At 40.9% G+C, this 16,850-nt stretch carries 17 protein-coding genes and 4 tRNA genes; 10 read left to right on the forward strand and 11 right to left on the reverse strand.

Annotation, left to right across the window (positions count from 1 at the left end):
• Positions 1 to 148 precede the first annotated feature (148 nt).
• The 3 genes from AC4CU2_RS02185 to AC4CU2_RS02195 all read left to right on the forward strand — a co-directional run bounded on the left by AC4CU2_RS02185 (position 149) and on the right by AC4CU2_RS02195 (position 454).
• Positions 149 to 238 (forward strand) — tRNA-Ser (locus AC4CU2_RS02185).
• 14 nt (positions 239 to 252) lie between these two features.
• Positions 253 to 329 (forward strand) — tRNA-Arg (locus AC4CU2_RS02190).
• A gap of 48 nt (positions 330 to 377) precedes the next feature.
• Positions 378 to 454: transfer RNA gene (locus AC4CU2_RS02195), tRNA-Arg, on the forward strand.
• Positions 455 to 519: 65 nt separating this feature from the next.
• Here AC4CU2_RS02195 and AC4CU2_RS02200 read toward each other — a convergent pair.
• Positions 520 to 1,200, reverse strand: coding sequence for a hypothetical protein (locus tag AC4CU2_RS02200; protein ID WP_490768208.1), 681 nt, complete (start codon positions 1,198 to 1,200; stop codon positions 520 to 522).
• A gap of 245 nt (positions 1,201 to 1,445) precedes the next feature.
• Here AC4CU2_RS02200 and AC4CU2_RS02205 point away from each other — a divergent pair.
• The 3 genes from AC4CU2_RS02205 (at position 1,446) to AC4CU2_RS02215 (ending at position 2,976) form a co-directional block, all read left to right on the forward strand.
• Positions 1,446 to 1,522: transfer RNA gene (locus AC4CU2_RS02205), tRNA-Arg, on the forward strand.
• 269 nt (positions 1,523 to 1,791) lie between these two features.
• The gene (locus AC4CU2_RS02210) at positions 1,792 to 2,289 is read left to right on the forward strand and encodes a YcxB family protein (protein WP_004691260.1); all 498 of its coding nucleotides are present in this window, start codon (positions 1,792 to 1,794) and stop codon (positions 2,287 to 2,289) included.
• A gap of 42 nt (positions 2,290 to 2,331) precedes the next feature.
• Entirely contained in the window at positions 2,332 to 2,976 is a 645-nt protein-coding gene (locus AC4CU2_RS02215) for a fumarylacetoacetate hydrolase family protein (RefSeq protein ID WP_490768209.1), read from the forward strand.
• Positions 2,977 to 3,035: 59 nt separating this feature from the next.
• Here the strand turns inward: AC4CU2_RS02215 and AC4CU2_RS02220 are convergent, their stop codons facing one another.
• Entirely contained in the window at positions 3,036 to 3,842 is an 807-nt protein-coding gene (locus tag AC4CU2_RS02220) for an AraC family transcriptional regulator (protein WP_490768210.1), read from the reverse strand.
• 104 nt (positions 3,843 to 3,946) lie between these two features.
• Between AC4CU2_RS02220 and AC4CU2_RS02225 the strand changes: the two genes are divergently transcribed.
• Entirely contained in the window at positions 3,947 to 4,891 is a 945-nt protein-coding gene (locus AC4CU2_RS02225) for a DMT family transporter (RefSeq protein WP_490768211.1), read from the forward strand.
• A 93-nt stretch (positions 4,892 to 4,984) separates the two neighbouring features.
• Here AC4CU2_RS02225 and AC4CU2_RS02230 read toward each other — a convergent pair whose 3' ends face one another.
• Positions 4,985 to 6,235: a YihY family inner membrane protein gene (locus AC4CU2_RS02230; RefSeq protein WP_176538317.1), complete on the reverse strand. Its 1,251-nt coding sequence runs from the start codon at positions 6,233 to 6,235 to the stop codon at positions 4,985 to 4,987.
• Between the two features lie 115 nt (positions 6,236 to 6,350).
• Here AC4CU2_RS02230 and wrbA point away from each other — a divergent pair, with 115 nt between their 5' ends.
• Complete coding sequence (gene wrbA / locus AC4CU2_RS02235; protein WP_183175862.1) at positions 6,351 to 6,944, forward strand: NAD(P)H:quinone oxidoreductase; 594 nt, start codon at positions 6,351 to 6,353, stop codon at positions 6,942 to 6,944.
• Between the two features lie 41 nt (positions 6,945 to 6,985).
• On the opposite strand, the gene AC4CU2_RS02240 is transcribed toward wrbA, so the two are convergent.
• The 5 genes from AC4CU2_RS02240 to AC4CU2_RS02260 form a co-directional block, all read right to left on the reverse strand.
• Positions 6,986 to 7,360 carry a hypothetical protein gene (locus AC4CU2_RS02240; protein ID WP_029575121.1) on the reverse strand — a complete coding sequence of 125 codons (375 nt, stop codon included), beginning with the start codon at positions 7,358 to 7,360 and terminating at the stop codon, positions 6,986 to 6,988.
• 212 nt (positions 7,361 to 7,572) lie between these two features.
• Positions 7,573 to 8,442, reverse strand: a complete 870-nt coding sequence (locus AC4CU2_RS02245; protein ID WP_270429434.1) for a sensor domain-containing diguanylate cyclase — start codon at positions 8,440 to 8,442, stop codon at positions 7,573 to 7,575.
• Between the two features lie 337 nt (positions 8,443 to 8,779).
• Entirely contained in the window at positions 8,780 to 9,355 is a 576-nt protein-coding gene (locus AC4CU2_RS02250) for a xanthine phosphoribosyltransferase (RefSeq protein ID WP_004691243.1), read from the reverse strand.
• Positions 9,356 to 9,445: 90 nt separating this feature from the next.
• Positions 9,446 to 10,156, reverse strand: coding sequence for a DUF3108 domain-containing protein (locus AC4CU2_RS02255; protein WP_490768212.1), 711 nt, complete (start codon positions 10,154 to 10,156; stop codon positions 9,446 to 9,448).
• Between the two features lie 155 nt (positions 10,157 to 10,311).
• The gene (locus tag AC4CU2_RS02260) at positions 10,312 to 10,989 is read right to left on the reverse strand and encodes a hypothetical protein (RefSeq protein WP_490768213.1); all 678 of its coding nucleotides are present in this window, start codon (positions 10,987 to 10,989) and stop codon (positions 10,312 to 10,314) included.
• Between the two features lie 261 nt (positions 10,990 to 11,250).
• On the opposite strand from AC4CU2_RS02260, the gene AC4CU2_RS02265 reads away from it, so the two are divergent.
• The gene (locus AC4CU2_RS02265; protein ID WP_490769199.1) at positions 11,251 to 12,108 is read left to right on the forward strand and encodes an energy transducer TonB; all 858 of its coding nucleotides are present in this window, start codon (positions 11,251 to 11,253) and stop codon (positions 12,106 to 12,108) included.
• A 291-nt stretch (positions 12,109 to 12,399) separates the two neighbouring features.
• Entirely contained in the window at positions 12,400 to 14,544 is a 2,145-nt protein-coding gene (locus tag AC4CU2_RS02270; protein ID WP_490768214.1) for a TonB-dependent siderophore receptor, read from the forward strand.
• Positions 14,545 to 14,714: 170 nt separating this feature from the next.
• On the opposite strand, the gene AC4CU2_RS02275 is transcribed toward AC4CU2_RS02270, so the two are convergent.
• The 3 genes from AC4CU2_RS02275 to AC4CU2_RS02285 form a co-directional block, all read right to left on the reverse strand.
• Positions 14,715 to 15,125, reverse strand: coding sequence for a hypothetical protein (locus AC4CU2_RS02275; RefSeq protein WP_490768215.1), 411 nt, complete (start codon positions 15,123 to 15,125; stop codon positions 14,715 to 14,717).
• 101 nt (positions 15,126 to 15,226) lie between these two features.
• Positions 15,227 to 15,706, reverse strand: coding sequence for an rRNA maturation RNase YbeY (gene ybeY / locus AC4CU2_RS02280; RefSeq protein ID WP_078426187.1), 480 nt, complete (start codon positions 15,704 to 15,706; stop codon positions 15,227 to 15,229).
• Positions 15,707 to 15,763: 57 nt separating this feature from the next.
• The gene (locus AC4CU2_RS02285; protein WP_004977846.1) at positions 15,764 to 16,840 is read right to left on the reverse strand and encodes a PhoH family protein; all 1,077 of its coding nucleotides are present in this window, start codon (positions 16,838 to 16,840) and stop codon (positions 15,764 to 15,766) included.
• Between the last annotated feature and the right edge of the window lie 10 nt (positions 16,841 to 16,850).

Consider the following 16,850-nt stretch of genomic DNA (forward strand, 5'->3'; position numbering starts at 1 on the left):
TCAACATGCAGATGTAGAGAAAAGAAAAAATTCGAATGAATCCGCTCTAAATTGTTTAAAAAGTATTTAATTGAACGAAAATATGCAAAAAATTGAGTGTCTGTGCTTGCAGTGCTAGCATGAAGTTTGTATTATGGCCGCACGTTACGGTGAGATGGGTGAGTGGCTGAAACCACATCCCTGCTAAGGATGCGTACGGGTAACTGTACCGAGGGTTCGAATCCCTCTCTCACCGCCAACTTTACTTATGTCGCGCTCATAGCTCAGCTGGATAGAGCACTTGGCTACGAACTAAGGGGTCGGGAGTTCGAATCTCTCTGAGCGCACCAATAAGTAAACTGTATGTAACGTATCGCCTGAATTGGCACACAAGTAATGCGCTCATAGCTCAGCTGGATAGAGCACTTGGCTACGAACTAAGGGGTCGGGAGTTCGAATCTCTCTGAGCGCACCAACTTGAACAATCAACCGCACATGTTGCGGTTTTTTTGTGTCTGATCATTTTATATTTGAAAAATATTAATTTCTCAAGAATGTAATTAATGTGATTGCAATTAAATAGCAGTAACACATACAGATTGCGAGAATAATAGTTTTATTGATCTTTTTTTGCATTTTAATATTTTGAGGAATGCTATCGGAAATCTGAAAAGATGCCAAAGATCCGAAGAATAAATAACTTATAAATATGAGTATGAGTGAAATCCATAAACTATTTTTTTTATTAGAAATAGAGTTTTGATCATCTGGAGAAGTAGTTAAATAATTAAATGTTTGTTGGCGATTGTTTTGATCTATGAAAATGATGTCTTTTAAATGTAGTGAAGTATATCGCCCTGTCCGTTTATGTATTTGAGCATAAAATAGTACACTTTCAACTTTTATTTCAGATGAATAAGCTAATTTACAGATATTTTTTAGTTTGTTAGTGCAAAGTTGAGAATAAAATACGTCACCATTCTGGCTTATATATAGGCTTTGACTATTATCTCGAAATTTTGACACGGTAAAAAAATAGTTTGAAGTCATATGCCTTTCAAATACGTGCCATTCGTTTGAGTGTAAGCTTTCAATATATCGAACTTGATTTTTTATTGTTTTAATAGAATAGCCAATGACGATGAGCAGGATAAGTATAGATGCTATTGCTGGTCCAATTTTACTCATGTTTAAAGTTGATTGATCTGTTTGATTTGGCATTTGTATCTTAAATTAATTTTACGTAATTCTTCTATTTGATTATAAAGAATCTCATACTAGTTGTGGTTGCTGTTTGTGAATTTGCACTAATTTTTAATGTATTGAGTGAATGTTGTAATTATTTATATATTTTTTAGCGACTTAATCTGATTTATGTACGATTAATAAACATTTGATGGTTTGTTACTACAAAATGACTTATCAAAATGAAATAAACCATATACAATGCACCCCATCAAGACGTCGCGCTCATAGCTCAGCTGGATAGAGCACTTGGCTACGAACTAAGGGGTCGGGAGTTCGAATCTCTCTGAGCGCACCAACTTGATCAATATTGAAAAAACCGCACATGTTGCGGTTTTTTTGTGCCTGCACTTTCTGTTCAGTAGAAATTAATAGCAGGGATGGATTTTTTGCCGTAGTTATTCAGTTGTTTTTTGCATCTCAGTTTTATGATGTAGTTCTGATATCGGTATGGCCTCGGCTTAAGTGGATCGCCACTAATCAACATCGATCTGCTAAAGTCCTAAAAAAATGATCGATTGTGTTGTAGTATTGAGCACAATATTTTTAGCTATTTGATATGACCCTATGTCAGAGAACAAGCCTGCATTATCGACACGTTATTTCCTCACTTTAGAAGAATCCCAAGATGGTTTTGCCTTAGCAACTTTTGGTAAAAAGCAAATGACGCGTTTTATCACGCCGTTGATTAGTGTCGGGATTATTGTGTGGGGCTTTATGCTCGGTTTTTCAGGCGTCGGTCGCTACTATGTGGCATTGGGTATATTTTTCTTGGTTTTACAAATTCTCATGCGCTATTGGTTCCTGCCGATGATGTTTAAGCGCCAATTTGTGAAATATCAGTTTGGTAAAAGTGAGCAAGGCATCGATTTATACCAAGATTATGCGGAAATTTATGCCAATGGTCGCAAGCAAGTGGTCCATTATAATGAAGTGCAAAAGTTTGCCAGTGGCAAGCTGACCTATATGCTTGAGCTGAAAAACCGTACTGTGGTGATTGTGCCTAAGCGTGCGTTGGCCGATAGTGCGGATCAAGCAAAATTTGAAAATACTTTTAAAAAATAAGCATTTTGCTCCATAACACCATCAAAAAATCAGAGGAAGATCATGAGTACACGTCCATCTAAAATTGTCTGTGTCGGTCGTAGTTATGCAGACCATGCCAAAGAATTAGGCAATGCGATTCCTGATTGTCCCGTTTTATTTATCAAACCACCGAGCAGTTTGCTCAGTTTAGATGCGGGCATCTCTTGGAATCCTGCATGGGGGAGTTGCCATTATGAATGTGAACTGGTTTTACGCATTGACCATCGCCTAAGCAAAGCAGCCGATCCAGCTCAAGCCCTTCAAGCGGTAGGGGCTGTAACTTTAGGTTTGGACTTAACCTTGCGTGACTTACAAGATGATTTGAAAACCAAAGGCCAGCCTTGGGAACGTGCCAAAGCCTTTGATGGTTCGTGTGTACTGGCAGACTGGGTTGCTGTTTCCGATGTGGTACAGGACTGGGATGATGTGCACTACAGTTTTCATGTCAATGATGAGCTTCGCCAAGCGGGCAACACTGCACACTTAATTTTTGACATTGGCACCTTGTTGGCCGACATTAGCCAAGTCTTCACTTTGGAAGCGGGCGATGTAGTCATGACAGGTACACCTGCTGGGGTTGCTGCACTACAGGCGGGTGAGCAGTTGAAAATGACTCTAAAAGGCAAAAACCAAGACTATTCTTGGAATACCTTTGTTAAAGCTTAATTTACAGGCTTTCAAACCCCATCATTCAAAAAGATCACTTCGGTGATCTTTTTTTAGCGTTATTGGTGGCTATGGTACAGTTTACGGAACTGATCGGGGGTATATACCATCCAGCGTTTAAACATATTAATAAAGGCCGAGGCATTGGCATAGCCCAAATCCAGCGCGATACTTTCGACTTTTTTTCCTTCTGTCAGCATGCTCATGGCTTTCATGACTTTTAAGCGCTGTCGCCATTCATTCAAGGACATGCCAAGTTCTTTTTGACTATAACGTGCCAGTGTGCGCTCAGTCATATTGTGCTGTACTGCCAGTTGTTGCAAAGAACTGTTGTCCGCAGGGTGCAGATGTAAAAAATCTAAAATGCTTTTTAGGGTCGGGTGTTCAGAGTGCGGTAAATAGCTACTGACCAATTCTGCATGGTGTAATTGATCAAGCAAGACATAGAGTAAGCGCATGTGTTCAGGTGCATCATCTGGTAGGCTGTGTTGTCTCAAATGCTTAAATAGAGCCGAGACCAAAGGCGAGCTGAGCATAATACCTGCTTGTTGAGGCAGATGAGTGCATAAGCTTTCATGGATATACAAGGTGCCATGCGAAACATCGGTACGATTTAAGCTGCTATGAGCCACATTGGGGGGAAGCCAAATGCCATAAGGTGGCGGGGTAAGGTAGTCAATCTGGTTGATATTCACCTCCATCACACCATTAAAGGCATATACAAATTCGCCCCATGCATGTCCATGCACAGGATAAACCGACTGCGCGGGGTCTTCGCGAAAGCTGATCCACAATAATTTATCAATATGATCATTGGTCGGTAATTGTTTGAGTGGCACGCTCTTTTTTTGTTGTCGTTGGGGCATGGCTGAAATTGCCTGAATAAGAAGATCTCTTGTCTGTTTTAAATTATATGTTTTATTTCAGACAAATCTATAGTGAGCTTTGATCTTTTTCAGTGGAGCAGGTCGTGAGTAGTCGTCAAGCGCTGGACAGTAAAGCTTCAGGGATTATGTTTGGGCTGTGTATTTTGTGGGGATTGCAACAAGTGGTGTTAAAGCTTGCTGCCCCCGATATTTCTGCAGTGATGCAAATTGCACTTCGCTCAGGTCTCTCTGCGTTGATGGTTTACCCCATGATCAAGCTGGCAAAGGGCACATCTTTATGGGGGCGAGACTACTTAGCCGCAGGAATTTTAGTTGGGCTTTTATTTGCAGCAGAATTTTTTCTGGTCGCTCAAGCTTTACGTTTTACCTCCGCGGCGCATACCGTAGTTTTGCTTTATACCGCGCCTATTTTTGTCGCATTGGGTTTGCACTGGAAGTTGCCTTCTGAGCGTTTATCATTTATCCAGTGGTTGGGCATTGCATGTGCATTTTTGGGGATCGTGATTGCATTTTTATTTCGTCCTGCAGCTTCACAAGCGGCTGCGAGTTCGGCACTTTGGGGTGATGCTTTAGCACTTTTGGCAGGGGTATTGTGGGCAGCCACAACTATTGCAGTTCGGTTGACTAAACTAGCAGAAGCACCTGCGACCCAAACTTTGTTTTATCAGCTTTTTATCGCTTTCTTGGTGTTATTGCCTGTGGCTTTTTTCATGGGACAAGCGACAATTCACTGGTCTGTATTATCCCTTACAAGTTTGCTTTTCCATACCGTTGTCGTGTCATTTGCCAGTTATCTGATTTGGTTTTGGCTGTTGAAAAAATATTTGGCATCGCAGTTGGGAGTCTTTTCTTTTTTGACCCCAATCTTTGGGATGTGTTTTGGTGTAGTGTTACTCAATGAACAGTTGGAACTCAACTTTTTGGTAGGTACATGCTTTGTGTTGATGGGTGTGATGGGTGTGATGGGTGTGAGTTTGCATCACAAAATTAAGCAGTATGTACAGGCACTTAAAATGGCTTTGCAGTAAATACTGAGTCGGCTTGAACCTGTCTTAAACTCAGGCCGATTTGAGTTGGATGATAAAAAAACGTGTCTTGGACACGTTTTTTTATATGAAGTCTTAAGACTTATCATCAAAAATTGTAGACAGTGGAATGGCAAGTTTGGCCGCTAAGTAATCATCCGATTCTACTAACGCTGGCCCAATTTTCTTGATCCAAAGATCGTCATGATGCACGTTGCTTAAGTCGCGACGCTTCGGTAATGGATAGGGAAGCTGACTATAGAAACTCCAAAAATCGACTTGGGATAAATTCCGCACCAGCACGTATTGGTTGTCATCGGTACGTTTAACTAAGTTCTGCTGTTCAAGCATTAATACATAACTCGGCCAACGTCCAATTTCATCTCTTCCTAAAACATCTAAAGCTTCATCATCGGAAACACTGAGTCCGTGTTGTTGCTTTTTATAAAACAGTTCCATCAGGTCGAGCAACATAATCACAGGATGGCGCTTTTGTTCTTTGTGGGCAGTAAATGCGGTGAGCGCGTAGCTGATTTCAACCCCAATCAGGACAATATTCCACGACAAAAAAATCCATAATAAGAAAATAGGAATCGCAGCAAAGGCACCATAAACGACTTCATAGCTGGTGAAGTTCGACATGATAAAGCCGAACAAGTTTTTCAGGAGTTCAAACACGACGGCACTAAATAAGCCTGCAATCAAAGCGGATTTAATCGGGACACTTCGGTTTGGAATGGTCCAATTCAGAATAAAAAAGCCGACGACGGTTAAGCAGAATGAAATCAGCCACAGGACAAATGCGCCATTGAGCTCATAGCCTGCAAAATTATTGCTCAAAACATTGAGGGAAGCCATCGTCGATGAAATAACAAAGGCACTACCAAGTAGAATAGGACCCAAAGAAATAATGGTCCAATAGCGCATAAAGCCAATAATGCCGCCACGTGTTTCGCGGACTCGCCAAATACGGTTAAACACTTTTTCAATGCTGGTCAGCATCATGACGGTGGTGACAAATAAAAATAAGATCCCAATAATGGTTAAATTACTGGATTTATCGGTAAACGCATTTAAAGCCTTGTCAAAAGCAATCGTGGTTTTCGGTAAAAAATTACTATAGATCAGTTGTTGTAATTGCTGCCGTGCAGGTTCAAGCGCTTTGATTGAGGAAATGATCACCAAAAAAACCGTCAGCATCGGAACGACGGCAAACAAGGTGGTATAGGTCAGTGAACCTGCTTGTTCACGACATCGATCAGCCTCAAAGCGTCGCAGTACAAATAAAACGAACTGAAACCAAGTTTTCTCATAGAAAGGAAGTTTTCTTAAGTACTGTTCTAACATATGCAAAGTATCTCTTTTGTTTTCTTCATCTTTTCTACATTTTTCACTCTAAGCTTAACCAAAAAATAGGAAAAATACCGTATAGTTTTATTTTTTCTGTCGCCGAACTCTATTCATGCAAACCTATGTTTTAGTTTTATATTACAGCAAATACGGCAGTACCCGTGAAATGGCGCATCTGATTGCAAATGGAATTGAAGCCAGTGGTGTTGCAGTTAAAATTCGAACGGTGCCAAATATTGCGGCTGTGGTGAAGGAAGCAGAGCCGAGTATTCCTGCAGAAGGCGATATTTATTGTAGTTTAGATGACTTGGCAAACTGTGCAGGTTTGGCGCTAGGCTCACCAACCCGCTTTGGTAACATGGCCTCTGAAATGAAATATTTCCTCGACCAGACCACCAGTCTTTGGCTCAATGGAGCTTTGCATGGCAAGCCGGCTTGTGTGTTTACCTCGTCAGGTTCGATGCATGGTGGGCAAGAAAGTACTTTATTGACCATGCTGCCACCATTGTTTCATCATGGCATGATGATTTTAGGGTTGAACAATGCTATTCCCGCATTGTCACATACTAAAACAGGTGGAACACCGTATGGCGCTAGCCATGTCAGTGGGCCTCGACATGATCAGCGCTTAAGCCAAGATGAAAAAGTGCTGTGCGAAGCTCAAGGTAAGCGTCTTGGGGAAGTGGTGAAGAAACTACAAGCCTAGGCATTGAGACATGAAAAAGCCCATCATTGATGGGCTTTTTATTATTGAGCTGGCGTCAGATGCTGTTCTTTAAATTTTGTACCACACTTGAGACATTTATAGTCAAGAAATACATTTTTATCGACAATCACACCCGCTTTTTTACCAAAACGATGTCCTAAAAATCCGCCTGTTACACCAATACTGACCGCGCCGACAAAAGTGCCAATGGTACCACCCATAATCACCCCAAGAGGTCCAGCCGCTGCACCGATCGCTGCGCCAATAGAGGCTCCAGATGCTGCACCACCGACAGTACCAGCGGTTGCACCTGCCGAACTGAGCAATACGCCCCCAATTTTAGTCAGTTGTTGCTCGTGATTGCGTTTTTCAACCTCACTAGAGCCACATTTTGGGCAGAGAATTGTATTTTCCATAGTCTATTGGCCTATTCGGGTGACCAGTGATTGAAGCTGGCAGCCGTTTTACGGTGTGGATGACACGTTGCGCAGAACAACCGTATTTTGCGCTTGAATTTGAAAGATCTAAACAACTAAATCTAGAGTAAATCTTAGTTGAACTTGCAGCAATAATATTTATTAAACTTGTAATTTTCTTAAGTACTTTATGCTGAATTTTTAAATATGATTTAGTTGGCAAAGTGAATTCGGTTTCGTCCTGCTTGCTTGGCACAGTACAAGGCTTTATCTGCGCGTTTAAAGACACGCATGGCTTCATCACCCAAGCAGGCAGGTAAAATAATCGCAAATTCCTCACCGCCAATACGAGCTAAAAAATCGCCCTCACGTAGGATACCTTTTATTTTTTTGGTCATCTTTTTCAGCACATGGTCACCTGCGGTATGCCCATAACAGCCATTCAGCTGTTTAAAGTGATCAATATCTAAGATGCCTATCGTAAATGGCACGCGAGCATGGCTGAAATGTTGCATGGTTTGATTGCTTTCTTGCACAAATACCCGGCGGTTAAAGGTTCCTGTGAGTTCGTCAGTAGACGCTAAGACCGCCATTTCTTGCACTTGTAAATGCAGTTTAATGTTTAAAGCTAACCAAGTGGCGAGACTCTGTAAAAGAATCGCTTGTTGTAGGGTGTAGTGATATTTACGTTGATCTGCCACATTTAAGGTGCCAATACACACGCCATTGTGAATCATGGGCGCATCCATACAGGTGCCCATGCCATGCTCGGAAAGCATTTTACAATCCAGCTCATCCGACTGAGCGAGATCATCGCAAATGATCAGTTGAGATTGGGCAAAAACTCGTCCGACAAAAGTCTGCCCAATCGGAATTTTAAAATCCATGGGAATCGCATGATTACCTGAGATCGAATACAGCTTGAGATATTCTTCAGTATCTTGCAGGGTAATACTGGCCCGATCCGCATCAAACACGTGAGAAATCCAGTAAGCAATGGTGTCTAAAACAGCTTGCAATGAGTCTGCTTTACTCAAGTCGTGAATGAAGTCTACGGGGGAGTTGAATGGAGTGCGCGCCATCAAAGCCAGATAATTGGCTTGGGGTAAATGATCGTTCAGTTAATTGTTTCTTATTTATCATTCAATACGGTATCTCTATAAAATAGTATCCAGTTTAGTCTTTATTGGTTTTGCTCTTAGAAAGTGGACATTACCTTTTAGATTTGATCATGCTATATAAATCGCGTTTCTCCAACTTCAGTGTGTAATTAAATTGAAAAAAAACGATATATTTTTACTTTAAATTAAAAATAACCTACAGCGCAAATGTGGCATTTACATGTGGATGACCCGCGGGTCATCTGAGTGACAAAAAAAGAGCACCTGAAGTGCTCTTTTTTGAAGTTAAACGCCGTGATTAGTCACGAACAAATTCAACAGTACCATTTGCCAAAGACTTTACGCGTGCCAAAGATTCAACGCGGTAGCCTTTTTCAAGCAAAATGTCACGACCAGGTTGGAATGATTTTTCAATCACAATACCGACACCGACAACTTCTGCTTTCGCTTGGTGAATTAGGTCAATCAGCCCCAATGCTGCTTGACCGTTAGCCAAGAAGTCATCAATCACGAGGGCTTTGTCTGCTGAGCTGATGTGCTTATTTGAAATTGCAATCGTGCTTTCCGTTTGTTTGGTAAACGAAAAGACTTTTGAGCGGTAAAGGTCATCTTTTAAGGTTAAAGATTGGTATTTACGCGCAAAAATAACGGGCACGCCCAGTTCTAAACCTGCCATGATTGCAGGTGCGATACCTGATGCTTCAATCGTGATGATTTTAGTGATGCCTGCATCTTTAAAACGAGCAGCAAATTCTTTACCGATTAATTGCATCATAACCGGATCGATTTGGTGGTTTAAGAAAGCATCAACTTTCAGAACTTCATCAGATAGAACGATACCTTCGCTTAAGATTTTCTGTTCTAGTGCGTACACGGGAGAATCCTCTAGGGGCAGGTGCTTTTTCAAGCAAAAGCGTATTTTAGGAAGCACCTGAAAAAATGCAAGTAAAATTCGTCAAAATGACTAATTGCTTGCACCTTTATAACCCGTTAATAGCAATCCATAGGATGTTTTCTTATCCACATGGCTAACTTTGACTGGAAGGTAGTCCAATTTAGGTGCTAACCAGAAAATGGTTTCGCGGCCAGGTTTGTCATGTTTCATGACCACTTTAATCGTGTCAAAGGTGCCATAATCGGTTTTGATTGACTCAGAACCTTGCTTCACAAATTTACGTGCTTCGACTTCTTTAGCATCGGCCAAATAATAAGTCGATTTTAAACCGCCATTTTTGATGTCTTCACGAAGTTGTAATTCGGCATTCAGTTCATCCAGTACGCCAGCTTTCCAAGCGAAAGAACGCGCTTCTTTGTCTTTCTTAGTATTGATGGTTTTTGCCGCTGGATTGAAGTTAATACTCATGGTGTTGTTATGCACCAAAATTTTACTGCTACGGCGAAAACTGCTGGACTGAATTTGCTTACCATTAAAACTAAAGCGACTGCTTTCGGTTGCAGAGGCGATACCACCAGCTTTGGCTGCAAAGACATAGTTCCAGTTGTTGCCCGATTTCGATAACGTACGTGACGCTGAGCCCATGTTTTTGCCATTATAGTTAAATTGATAACTGGCTTGGAATGGACTCATGGCAAAGGTTTGACTTGAGAAACCGACAAAGAGCAAGGTGCTGACACCTGTTGCCATTGCGACTGTTTTCAACATTGATTTAGCCATAAGAAAAAGTTTCCTATTCAGTTGTAGGCACAAATTTTTTGCATAGAAATATTATGCACGTTGATTATGAAGAAAAAATTCGAAACATAGGGCAAACTGTAGTTTTATGTTTCTTTTACCCACCTTAAGTCACATTTTAGTCGCAGCATCCTGAATTATTTTTGTCGTATTGGCGAGACCGTGCTTTCGTCTAGATTAGGTTCAATCAAGTCATCGATCGAGGTTTGCGAAAACTTATTGAACAATGCCGTTAAGTTGACATTACCGATTACTACTAATTCTGCTTCACGTAACACGGCATGATTGACATGGACTTTACCTAAGGTATCGATAATAGAACGATTTTTTTCTAACCAGCGATTCAGATCCAAATGCAGCAGATCATCTTTGACTTTAATCACATTCAGTTTTTCTAAAATCATGCCTAAGGGGTCTTGGTTCAGGACTTTTTGATAAAAGAATAGGGCACAGCGCACGCCAATTTTATGAAATACCGTTGGGTATTCAGCATCCAGCACACTGGTGTCACTGATTTGCTCAAATACGATCAACTGCGTTTTTTTATTTAACTCCATTTGTGCCAGTTTCAAATCTACCGAAAGCGTGAGTTTGAGCCCGTTATAATCGAGCGTGGCGTATAAACGTAACCAATCATCATGTAAGTCGGCATGCAGGTCTTTCAACATTCTCACGTTGTCGGTCACAAAACGTTGAAAAGTGGCATTTAAAAAGACTTGAGACATTGGAAACTCGCGCTCATCCTCAATAAATCCTTCCGCCTTTTGATAAACTTGGCGTAAACGATTTGAAATGTTGGAAATAAGCGTTTGCATATAGAGGCGTCCTAGCTAATCAACGTGTTTGAGCGATCAGATCTCTGGTCGAAATGTTTGAAAAATACTGCTCATGAACCTTGCAGTTTAGCAAAATTAATTGCACCATTTTCATGATTTTATAAAACAGTGAATCTAAAGGGCACAAGGTCTCATTCTACGCAATAAAATGAAGACTGTGTCTATTTTATACTGCGCGCCTGCGCTTTGGGGAACAAGACAAATTGTCGGTTTGGTGTGATGCTTAGAAAAATAAATGTAATGCCTTTGGCTCATGATTGGTGGAAAGACCCAATTTTTACAGCGACTGTCGTACTGGCGGTATTTTTGCATCTCGTGATTTTGACTTTGCAATTTGCGATACCTCAAGAAAATGATGCGGCAGTGAAAGAAATTGCCGTTACCTTGCGTCCTTCTGATCAAAAAATTGAAAATGCAGATTTTTTAGCGCAAGCCGATCAACAAGGTTCAGGGACCTTTCGTGAGTCACATCGCATGTCGAGTGACATGCCCGCTCCAATGCTTGAGCAAAGTACAGGCGAACAGCAGCGTGAAACTTTAGAACAGATCCAACAAAAACGTGAGCTGAATTTTGAAGAAAAACTGTTAATGACGACTTTGAGTTGGCAAAAACAAGCTGAGGATAACCAGCGCAAAAAAGCCATGGAAGAAATGAACAGTCAGTTTCAAGCCAAAGCAGCAATGGTGGCCAGCCTTGAAGCGCAATATTTACAACGCCAACAAAACTTTAGCCGTCAGCAAAAAATTAAAACAGTCGATGGTATTCAAGCCAAGCAAGATATTTCGGCCGCCTATCTTGAAAAGTTCCGTCAGAAAGTGGAATTTTATGGCAACCGTTACTATCCAGAAGCAGCTAAACAGCAGCAGCTGGCGGGTGAAGTGCGTTTAATGGTGATTCTAAATGCATCAGGAGGCATCCGAGCTATTCGCCTGATTGATAGTTCAGGTCATGAGATGCTCGATGAGGCTGCAAAAGCCTCGGTGCGCAAGGCTGCACCATTTGGTGGATTTGATGCCAAAATGAAGGATATTTCTGAGTTACGCATTGTGCGTACATGGCGTTTTGATCCAGCAGAGGCAGAGTTTGAAGTGCACTGAACTGTGCACTTCTTTATGCGAAATTATTATAATTAATTTAAATTTAATAAAATTTTAAAAAACAATATGTTATTTATTTGTTTTGGCTTTTAATTATTTTAAGTAATAAAAAACAACAAATTAGGTTTACTTTCTAAAACTTGAATTGATAATAAAAATAATTATCATTTGCGGTGTATTTTTTGTTAAATATTTTTTTAAGCATTGAGGCATCTTTCTTTATAGCGAAGCGATGGGGTGAGAGCGTGCATGCCTTTAAATATTCGATCCCTGTTATAAGGACATAGTTTTATGTACAACTCTCCAACATTGAATCGCTTCAAAGTTAGCCCACTGATGTTGGCTATGGCAGCAGTAACGGTATTTCTCCCGACGTTAGCATCTGCAGCAGCAATAGACAATGAAAGCACCCAGCTTGAAACCATCACTGTTCAGGCTGAGGAAGAGAATCCAGCCGTAACAGAAGGAACAAAAAGTTATACGGCTAAGAGTGCCAGTACTTCGACCAAATTAAATTTGTCGCTTCGCGAAACACCGCAGTCGGTTAAAGTTTTAACCCGCGAGTATTTAGATGATGCAAATATTAATTCTTTCCAAGATATGTTGAACAGCGTGACAGGAGTCACTACCAATCGCTGGGATGAACGTCAATATCCGACAGCACGTGGGTTTGATGTGGATTACTATTTATTTGATGGTGTTCCGAGTTCGTCTGAATTGGACATTGCAAGTGATCCAGACCTGAGTATGTATGATCGTGTGGAATTGGTGAAAGGCGCTAATGGGCTAATGACAGGGGCAGGAAACCCAGCAATTGCCATTAATATGATCCGAAAACATGCCAATGCAAAAGAGTTAACGGGGACATTAAGCAGCTCTTATGGTTCGTGGAATGCATGGAATAGCATGGCAGATATTTCTGCACCTTTAAATGCGGATGGTACTGTGCGTGGGCGAGTTGTTGTTAAACATGAAAGCACAGACTCTTTCGCAGATTTGTACGAAAAAGAAAATAATTTATTTTATGGTGTGCTTGATGCAGATTTAACAGATAGCACCTATCTGTCCGTCGGCGCAAGTTATCAGGAGCTTGATCGTTCAGGCATTAAATGGGGTGGTTTACCTGCATTTTATAATGATGGCTCGTTAACAGATTTTGATCGTGATTTAACAGTGACTAGCGATTGGACCTATTGGAATACCAATACAACTACAGCATTTGCCCAGTTTAAGCAGAAGTTATTTAATGATATTACGTTGAACGTAAATTATGATTACCGCGAAATTGATGCAGAGACAGCATTATTATATCTGTGGTCCGAATCTGTAGATAAAGCAACCAATAGTAGTGCAGGTTTGTATCCGTATACAGATACGTCAAAGACTACGCAAAATAATGCGGATGTTTATTTTTCTGCACCTTTCACTTTGGGTGGACTACAGCAAGAGGTTGTTGCTGGATTTATGTATAACCAAAGTGAGCTGACTGACCGTTATTATGGATCACCAACTTTAGATAATGGGACGATTGATTTTAATAATTTTACACCATCAAAAATTCTTGGATCCATTAATAATAATGTCGCAAATCCATCTAATAAAACCACGCAAACAGGGGCTTATCTAGCAGGTAAGTTTACTTTGTTAGAGCCTTTAAAGTTAGTAACAGGTGTACGTGTATCTAACTGGGAGTATGAAAGTGCTGACGGTAAAGGCAATCGTAAATTTGACAATAAAGTGACACCATACGCAGGATTGATTTACGACTTCTTAGAAGATTACTCATGGTATGCAAGTTATACCGAGATTTTTAAACCAGAAGATAAGCAAGATGCGAATCAGCAATATCTTGACCCACGTGAAGGTAAAAGTTATGAAACAGGTTTGAAGGGAGAGTTTTTTGACAAACAGCTTAATGCATCAATGTCGGTATTTTTAACCCAGCAAAATAATGTGGCTGAGAAAAGTGGATCGATTGAGATTGATAATAAACCAGTAGATATTTACAGAAGTGCAGATGGTGTAGAGAGTAAAGGATTTGAAATAGAGTTAGATGGTAAAATTACCAATAACTGGGACATGAGTTTTGGTGTCGCTCATTTTAATGCAGAAGATGCGAATGGCAAAAAAGTACAAACGACTGCTGCGAGAACTTCAGCCAATCTATTTACTAAATATACACTCGATAAATGGAGCTTTGGTGGTGGCTTAAACTATAAGAGCGAGGCATATAAAGATGAGACTGCAGGACGAATCACTCAAGATGCCTATGTGTTGGCGAACTTAATGGCAGCTTATCAAGTTGATCAAAATATTAAACTTCAACTGAATGTGAACAATTTGTTTGATGAGAAATATTACGAAGGCTTAGGTAAAAATAGTATGGTATATGGTGCACCACGTAATGCAACGCTAACTTTCCGCTATCAATTCTAAAAATCTTGAGAAATACAGAAACGGCTGATTAACAGCCGTTTTTTATTAAAATGTGGATAAGTCTCGGCTTATTCACATGCTGTCTTGACTTGAGTAAGCATGTTCTCATTTTCAGACTTAAATGGCCGTATATTGGTTTTAAGTTGTTATGCTATTTGGGTTCGCTCAGTTTATTGGGTTGCGCGGACATAGGCCCCGTCTTGACGCCCACCGATCCAAGTCACAGTTAAATGAGACTCTTCCACATCTAGGCGGGTAGGAAAAATTTCTAAGTGCTTGCTATATTTCGGTAATGCTTTTAAACCAATGCAGTTGCCGTTTTTCCACCATGTTCCTTCGGCATATTGGTCTAAAGAGCCGACAGCTAAGTACCATTTAAATTTACCGTTGGTCTCTAGTAAAAGCTCGGAACCGACCTCCATAACACCCTGCAAATAATAATGTCCAGCCCACGCCTGAGCAGTGTCTTGAAACTTCACTTCTTGACAGGATGTTTGATTTTTATCATTGCTCTTGGCATAAAGTGGTGTAGTGCAAGATAGGGCGATAATGCAGAGTAGTTTTGAAATTGGTGTATGCATTTTTATAATCTCTTCATCTATTTTTTCATCTTGTATTATTTTTAGCATAAATAAACCCGACACATCGAGATGAATCGGGTAAGTTGTTTCAGATCTAGTAATTATTGTTCTAAATAAGGGTTTTCAAAACCGAGTTTAGCCAAAATTTCAATTTCGATGCCTTCCATTTCTTCAGCATCTGCTTCTGACGTTTCATGGTCATAGCCCATGAGGTGCAAAGTGCCATGTACCAACATATGAGTGAAATGCGTCAGTGGCGCTTTGTTTTGTTCTTTCGCTTCCAACAGCACCACAGGAATGCAAATGACCAAATCGCCAATGGGAAATGAGTCAAGGATTTGCGCCATTTCATCGGGTAAGTCGCTCGGGAAAGACAATACATTGGTTGATTTATCTTTGCCGCGATATTCCAAATTCAATTTATGACTTTCGTCATGGTCGACACAAGCAATACCAACTTCACAGTTACTTTGTGTACCAATATGACGTAAAACAGTTTCTACAACTTTTTTGATATAGCCACGTTTCAAGACCAACTCAGGTGCTTGAAAGTCCTGTTGTAGAGAAAGACTCAGTTTCAAAATAGATCCTTAAATAATGATATCTGCGGGCATTTTAAAATGCCCGCAGACTTTAACTTAATGCTGAGCATCGGCAGCGGCATCATTTTCAGCCACTAAGGCCTCTTGACGCGCTTTGCGTTCAGCACGAGCTTCAGCCGTTAAGCGATGTTGTTCTGCATCCCATCCCTCATAAGCTTCAACAATTTTTTGCACTAATTGGTGGCGTACCACATCACGAGAGTGGAAGCGGGTAATGTGAATTTCTTTGATTTTGTCGATGATTCGTAAAGCATGCGCCAGACCAGATTGCTGACCACGCGGTAAGTCGACCTGTGTGATATCGCCAGTAATCACTGCGCGCGAACCAAAGCCTAAGCGTGTGAGAAACATTTTCATTTGTTCAGGCGTGGTGTTTTGCGCTTCGTCTAAAATCACGAAAGAGTGGTTTAAAGTTCGACCACGCATATACGCCAGTGGTGCCACTTCAATCACTTGACGTTCAATCAGTTTGGCTACTTTTTCAAAACCAAGCATTTCATACAAGGCGTCGTAGAGTGGGCGTAAATACGGATCAATTTTCTGGCTTAAATCACCGGGTAGAAAGCCGAGTTTTTCACCCGCTTCAACGGCAGGACGAACCAATAAGATCCGTTGAATTTCATTACGTTCTAGCATGTCGACTGCGGCTGCAACTGCGAGATAGGTTTTACCTGTACCCGCAGGTCCAATACCAAAAGAAATATCGCTTTGTAGAATACGCTGCACATAACGCTTTTGGTTGGCACCACGTGGATTGATACGACCTTTACGGGTTTGGAGCCACACTTCATCTAAACCAGTGTGCTCTTGCCCGTCGAGGTCTTCTTGCAATTCACGGTCAGTCTGACTGCCTTGAATCATGAGGTGTAAGGTGTCGGCACTGATTTGTGCCGTATTTTCTGCTTCTTCATGCAGGCGATGGAGCAGACCTTCGGCTCTCTCAACTGCATCCATTTCACCATCGACATAAAATGCATCACCTCGATGGGAAATAGTGACATCTAAACGCTGTTCGATTTGTTTCAAATGACCGTTATAAGCACCGAGCATGCTCTTTAAACGTTCTATTGAAACCCCAGGAAAAGTTACTGTACGTCGAATCGCTGCAGTCAAGAGAATTCCT

The sequence above is a fragment of the Acinetobacter sp. 797_lipA genome (assembly GCF_058243025.1).